Here is a 5,832-nt window from a genome sequence, read left to right on the forward strand (position 1 = left end):
AGCACCACGACATCGCCGCCGGTCTCCTCGAGCGCTCCGAACAGGAGCACGTCGCTGCCGGTGAACGCGGTGGTGATGGCGATCAGGTGATGCGACAGGTCGGCGACCAAACCGGCCGCCCGGGCTGCCAGGCCGCCGGCCAGCAGGACCAGGGCGACCAGGATGCCGGCACGGGCACCTCGGCTCATTGGTCACTCCGGCCGCCCGGCGGCTCGTCCGGCCTTGCTCCGGCGAACAGCCGGCCCAGCGTCACGATCAGCTCACGGGCCTCGCTGGAGGCCAGGGAATACCAGACGGTCTGGGCATCGCGGCGGGCGCGGACCACGTTCTCCCGGCGCAGCCGGGCGAGGTGCTGGGAGATTGCCGACTGGCTGAGCCCGGTCTGGCGCGCCAGTTCCCCTACCGAGCGTTCCCTGGCGGCGATGCGGCACAGGATGGTCAGCCGGTGCTCGTTGGCCATTGCCCTGAGCAGTCGGGTGGCATGCTCCGCCCGCTCGGCCAAGAGCACCGTCTGCATCGTTCACCTCCCCCGGTTCCGGCCAGCAGGCTCAGGCGCCGGCGCATTCAAGCGCTGGGTGGCCCCCATCTCGGAGATTGCTGCGCAAGCCGGACTATCGGCTGAAGAACGAACGACCTTCCAGAACGCGCAGGGTCTGCCGGCATCCGACCGCAAGGGCGACAGTGCCGAGAATTGCGGCCGGTAGCAACGCGGCTGATCCGGAGACGGCCAGACCGAAGCTGCAGACACCGGCGAGCCCGCCGCCCAGGCCCATGAGCAGGCCGCCCAGGAGGTGTCGTTGGAGGTCACCCGCATCGGCGAACCCCTCGAAGCGGTGGCTGCGCCGCGTCAGGCCCAGCAGCGCAGCACCGGCGAGCGTGCCCAGCACGAGCAGGGCACCGGCATGGGCGCCGGGCCCTGACGACCAGCGGGCGAGCAGTTCCCCCAGAGGCAGGATGAAGGACGGCATCGGCGGAAGGGGCCCGGCCGCCACCAGGAGATGCCAGAGCGGGACCGTCAGGCCGAGCAGAGCACCGGCCGCGATGTCGGTCCGAGCCCGGCCCCGCTTGCGCGCCGGCAGCAGCACCCAGGCGGCTAGTGCCAGGGCCGCCAGTGCCGCTGCGGACGTCAGCAGGCCCGGCGGCAGCGCCAGCACCATTGCCGGTCGGCGCAGCCAGGCGGCCGGGGCGGCGAGGATGCCACCGGTGACGGCCAGAGCCGTCAGGCCGGCCACGAGCAGGGTGAGCCCCGCCTTGGCGCTGCCCAGGCCTGCGCGCACCAGGTTGCGGGTGATGCAGCCGCCGGCCAGCGTCATGCCGGCACCAAACGCGAGCGGCCCCAGCAGTGCCGCGAGCCAGGGCAGCTCGCTCTGCCCGGAGCCGAACACCGGCCAGCCGAGGAAGGCGAGCAGGGCGGTGCCTGCCAGTGCCACCGCAAGTGCCGCCGCGATTCCGCGCAGCCGCCTGGTGCTGCCGAACAGGAAAAAGTCCGACAGCGCGCCCATGGTGCAGAAATGGGAATATGCCGCGATCGCGCCGAACAGCAGGCCGATCAGGAGCGGTGCGATCATCGCGAAGAGGGCAGGGATGGTCAGGCGTCGTGCTCGCGCGCTGCCAGCGGGTCGGTCAGGACATCGCTGCCGGACAGGCGCCGGATCGCACCCTCCAGATAGGCGCCCTCGTCGATCTGCAGCACATCATGATGGATGTCGGCGAACACCCGGCAGCCGCGGATCAGATGGACCCGCCGCGCATGCACACTGCCGCGCACCAAGCCGTGCAGCACGACCTCGTCGGCCTCGATCCGGCCGTTGATCTCGCCGTCGCGGCCGAGCGTCACCATGCGCGCCTCGACCCCGCCCTGGATCCGGCCGTCGATCAGGAGATGGCCGTCGGCGGTCACGTCGCCGGTGATCATCAGGTCGGAGCCCAGGATGGTGGGCGCACCCCTTCCGCCGCCGGTGAGTGCCGGCACGCCGCCGCGCGAGCTAGTCGGGATCAGGGCCGTGCCGGTGGCGGTGCTTTCCCGGGTGGCGGCAGCAGCCTCCTTCGCGCGCTTATTCCTGCGAAAGAACATGGGCCAAGCGCACGCGCGCCTCCAGAAAGTCGGCAGGGTCGACGGCCACTCCGTCGACCCGGATCTCGTAGTGCAGATGCCGCCCGGTGCTGCGGCCTGTCGAGCCGATCCGGCCCACGACCATACCTTGTGTCACCTGCTGGCCGAGCTTTACCTCGATCCCGGCCAGATGTGCATAGCGCGTCGTCACGCCGAAGCCGTGGTCGACCTCGACCATGTTGCCGTAGGCGCCGGCCCGTCCGGCAAAGGCCACGCTGCCTGGCCCGGTGGCGGCCGCCAGGCCGTCGGAGCCCGGCGTGAAATCCAGGCCGGTATGCATCGCCTTGCGCCGGGTGAACGGGTCGACGCGGATCCCGAAGCCGCTGCGGGTCTCCGCGTCCACGACCGGCATGCCCAGCGGCAGCACGGTGAGGATGCCGCTCAAGAGGTCGACCGCCCGGGCATCCTCACCCAGCTCGGGCGGCAGCGGCACCAGCGTGCTGCGCCCGGCCCGCGGGTCGGTCAAAGAGAGCGGCACGTAGGGGCCGCCTTCGCCGCTGAGCTTTGCCTGCGCCTGCTCCACCAGGGGATCGACCCGCATGCCGGACGTCCGCAGCACCCCGCGCAGCATGCCGTAATGCTGCTTCACCCAGGTCTGGAACTGCTCCTTGGTCGCAGCGAGCTCGGCATCCTTCTGGTCCAGCTCGGTGGCGAGCGCGGCGCTCTTGGCGGCGAGCGCCCGTAGCGCCACCTCGGCCGCCGCCTGGTCGGCCAGCGCCCGGTCCAGCGCGTCGGTCAGCCGGTCGGAGACGGACTCCTGGTCCGTAGCCGCGAAGCCGTGCCTGGTCGACAGCCGTTCGAGCGCCGCCGCGATCTGTATGCGCCGCGCATCCGCATCCGCCATCTTGGTCGGCAGGTTGGCGGGCATGTCGAGCCGGCCGTCCTGCAGGTCCGCGAGCAGGCCGATGGCGCGCTGCTGGTCCTCGAACGTACGGCTCAGGGCTTCGACCTGGGCCTCCAGCTTCTGCGCCTGGGCCTGGGCATCCAGCAGCGTCTCATTGCGGCGTGCCAGCTGCTCGATCGCCGCCTCACGCAGGGCCAGATCGGTCTTCAGCTGCCAGCCCCACCAGCCGGCACCTGCCAGGGCCACCGCCGCGCCGGCCAGCAGGCCGGCAACGAGCCACCGCGCCGGGCGGTCGCGGCGGACAGGTCGGCGGTCGGCAACGTGCGCATCCTGTGGACGCATCGCGCCGCTCCATTCAACTGGCCAGCCGCTCCAGGCGGCATGACATCTGCGGTTTTCCTTCTGCCGGGCTCCCGGCCGGCCGGGGACGAAGATGGGTGAGAAAGAAACCGACGACAACCCCTGCGATTTCCGCGGAATTCACAGCAGCGGTGATGTCATGGCAGTGGCGGAGCCGGCGCGGCATATGGGCCGGACGGGAAGTGGTGCCGGCGACAGGGTTCGAACCCGTGACCTCCCGCTTACAAGGCGGATGCTCTACCAGCTGAGCTACGCCGGCCCACGCGGGGGAGTTCTATCAGCGTCCGCCGGTTTCGGTAAGCGTCTCAGAAGGGGCGGCCTTCAGCCGGCCGGCGATGAAGCCGCCGGCAGCGGCGATCGCGGCCTGCCCCTCGGCCAGCCGCGCTGCCCAGAGATGCCAAGCATGGATCATGTGCGGCCAGATCTCCAGGCGCACTTCGACATCGGCGGCACCGAGCGCCCGGGTGACCCGCACCGCGTCGTCCAGCAGGGTCTCGGCCGAGCCTACTTGGACCAGCATCGGCGGCAGCCCGGAAAGATCTGCATGGAGCGCTGAGACCAGCGGATCGTCCGGATCGTGACCGGCCAGGAAGGCCTGGGCCAGGCTGTGGAGGTAATCACGCTGGATGAGCGGGTCGGCCGCGGCCTTATCGACCAGGCTGTCGCCGGTCATCCGAAGGTCGATCCAGGGCGAGACCAGCCAGCCGCAGCCAGGCAAGGGCAGGCCTTCGGCGCGCAGGCGCAGCATGCAGGCCAGCACCAGGTTGCCGCCGGCACTGTCGCCGCCAAGCGCGATCCGGCCGGGCGGGTAGCCTTCAGTGAGCAGGAACCGGTATGCGTCCAGCGCATCGTCCAGGGCGGCAGGGAAGGGGTGCTCCGGCGCCAGCCGGTAGCCCAGAGCCAGTGTCCGCACGCCTGCGGCGCGGCCGGTGGCACCGACCATGCCGCGATGGCTCCGGATCGAGCCCGAGCAGTAGCCGCCGCCATGGAAGTACAGGAGCACCCTGGCCGGGTCGCTGCCGGGAGCCAGCGACCACTCCGCGGGAAGCGCGCCGATCCGGACGGGCGTGAACATCAGGTCCGGTGCCGGCGGATCGACGGAAGCCACCTCGTCGAGGCGGGCACGGCGCTCGGCCCATCCCACCGGCCGCGCCTTCGCCCCCAGCAGTGCCCGAACCCCGTCGATCCCGTCCGCCATGAGCCCCCCACGCACGCTGGCGCGTGGAGGACATTAGATCATGCGGCAGAAGCTGTGAAAGTGCCGCCGGCTTCTGGTTCAGCCGCGGCCTGGGCGGCTCAGCGCCCATAGCGCGATGCCGGCTGCCACCGACACGTTCAGGCTCTCGATCCGCGGGTCGATCGGCAGGGCAGCCAACCGGTCGCAGCGCTCGCGCACCAGACGGCGCATGCCTTCGCCCTCGCTGCCCAGCACCAGCACCCAGGGCTCCGCCGGCGGATCGGCGTCGAGGCTGGTCTCCGCCTCGCCGGCCAGCCCCACCACGGTGAAGCCGCGCTCTTTCAGCTCCGTCAGGCTGCGTGCGAGGTTCACGACGGGGGCGATCGGGACGAGATCGAGCCCGCCCGCCGCCGCCCGCGCACAGACCCCGTCCAGAGGCGCGGCATGCCGCTCGGGCAGGATCACGAGATCCACCCCGAACGCGGCGGCGGAGCGCAGGATCGCGCCGAGGTTACGCGGGTCGGTGACCTGATCGACCGCCACGATCCGGCGCGCCTGCTTATGCTCGTCCAGGAAGGCGTCGGGGTCGATCGGTGCGAGCGCCTCCACCTCCAGCGCCACCCCCTGATGGACGGCACCCCGCCCCAGCAGCAGCTCGAAGCCCCGCTCGTCGACCTTGCGCACTTCCAGACCGGCGCGCTCCTGCGGGATCTCGAACGAGCGCAGCGCCGCCTCGCCGATATGCAGGCGGCGGACGCGCCTTGCGGGGTTGGCCAGGGCGGCCGCCACGGCGTGGCGGCCGAACAGCAGAATGGTCGGGCTCTTGGCCGCGGGACGTCGCTTCAACGGGAATCTCGCGATTTTATGGGTGCAGTCGATTGACAAGGCGTCGCTCGGACGTCTACCACCCGGCCGCTCTCGCTTGCGGGCAGGGCTACCGGAGGGGTGGCCGAGTGGTCAATGGCAGCAGACTGTAAATCTGCCGGCGTCAGCCTACGTTGGTTCAAATCCAACCCCCTCCACCATCCCGCCCCCGGGGTTCGCTCCGGTGCGAGTGCTTCCTCCGTGCGGCGCGGGCGTAGCTCAATGGTAGAGTCCCAGCCTTCCAAGCTGGTTGTGCGGGTTCGATCCCCGTCGCCCGCTCCACGTCGGAGCCTCACCACCTCGACCCACCAAAGCCCCGGATAAGTTGCCGCCATGGCCAAAGAGACGTTCAAGCGGACGAAGCCGCATGCGAACATTGGCACGATCGGACACGTGGATCATGGCAAGACCACGCTGACGGCCGCGATCACGAAGATCCTGGCGGAAGCGGGAGGTGCGTCGTTCACGGCGTAT

General features: G+C 70.7%; 8 protein-coding genes and 3 tRNA genes. 3 read left to right on the forward strand and 8 right to left on the reverse strand.

Going from position 1 to position 5,832, the window contains the following annotated elements:
• From VNS22_RS09770 to rlmB, 8 genes are all read right to left on the reverse strand, one after another.
• Window positions 1-188, reverse strand: a 188-nt coding sequence (locus VNS22_RS09770) for a TIGR02186 family protein (RefSeq protein ID WP_325731880.1), incomplete at its 3' end; no start/stop codon positions are given.
• The gene (locus tag VNS22_RS09775) at window positions 185-517 is read right to left on the reverse strand and encodes a metalloregulator ArsR/SmtB family transcription factor (RefSeq protein ID WP_325731882.1); all 333 of its coding nucleotides are present in this window, start codon (window positions 515-517) and stop codon (window positions 185-187) included. The genes VNS22_RS09770 and VNS22_RS09775, both read right to left, overlap by 4 nt.
• A gap of 94 nt (window positions 518-611) precedes the next feature.
• On the reverse strand, window positions 612-1,568 hold the full coding sequence (locus VNS22_RS09780) for a YeeE/YedE thiosulfate transporter family protein (protein WP_325731884.1): 957 nt from the start codon (window positions 1,566-1,568) through the stop codon (window positions 612-614).
• Between the two features lie 20 nt (window positions 1,569-1,588).
• Window positions 1,589-2,074, reverse strand: a complete 486-nt coding sequence (locus tag VNS22_RS09785) for a polymer-forming cytoskeletal protein (protein WP_325731885.1) — start codon at window positions 2,072-2,074, stop codon at window positions 1,589-1,591.
• Entirely contained in the window at window positions 2,055-3,299 is a 1,245-nt protein-coding gene (locus VNS22_RS09790; RefSeq protein ID WP_325731886.1) for a peptidoglycan DD-metalloendopeptidase family protein, read from the reverse strand. Before VNS22_RS09790 ends, VNS22_RS09785 begins: the two co-directional genes overlap by 20 nt.
• A gap of 201 nt (window positions 3,300-3,500) precedes the next feature.
• Window positions 3,501-3,576: transfer RNA gene (locus VNS22_RS09795), tRNA-Thr, on the reverse strand.
• 18 nt (window positions 3,577-3,594) lie between these two features.
• A complete protein-coding gene (locus VNS22_RS09800) occupies window positions 3,595-4,515 on the reverse strand; it encodes an alpha/beta hydrolase (protein WP_325731888.1) in 921 nt (306 codons plus the stop codon).
• Between the two features lie 78 nt (window positions 4,516-4,593).
• A complete protein-coding gene (gene rlmB, locus VNS22_RS09805) occupies window positions 4,594-5,340 on the reverse strand; it encodes a 23S rRNA (guanosine(2251)-2'-O)-methyltransferase RlmB (protein WP_325731890.1) in 747 nt (248 codons plus the stop codon).
• Window positions 5,341-5,433: 93 nt separating this feature from the next.
• Here rlmB and VNS22_RS09810 point away from each other — a divergent pair.
• From VNS22_RS09810 to VNS22_RS09820, 3 genes are all read left to right on the forward strand, one after another.
• Window positions 5,434-5,519 (forward strand) — tRNA-Tyr (locus tag VNS22_RS09810).
• 47 nt (window positions 5,520-5,566) lie between these two features.
• Window positions 5,567-5,640 (forward strand) — tRNA-Gly (locus tag VNS22_RS09815).
• 51 nt (window positions 5,641-5,691) lie between these two features.
• The coding region (locus VNS22_RS09820) for a GTP-binding protein (protein ID WP_325731891.1) at window positions 5,692-5,832 on the forward strand (141 nt) is incomplete at its 3' end.

The organism is Geminicoccus sp., from assembly GCF_035556675.1.
Classification (GTDB): Bacteria; Pseudomonadota; Alphaproteobacteria; order Geminicoccales; family Geminicoccaceae; genus Geminicoccus.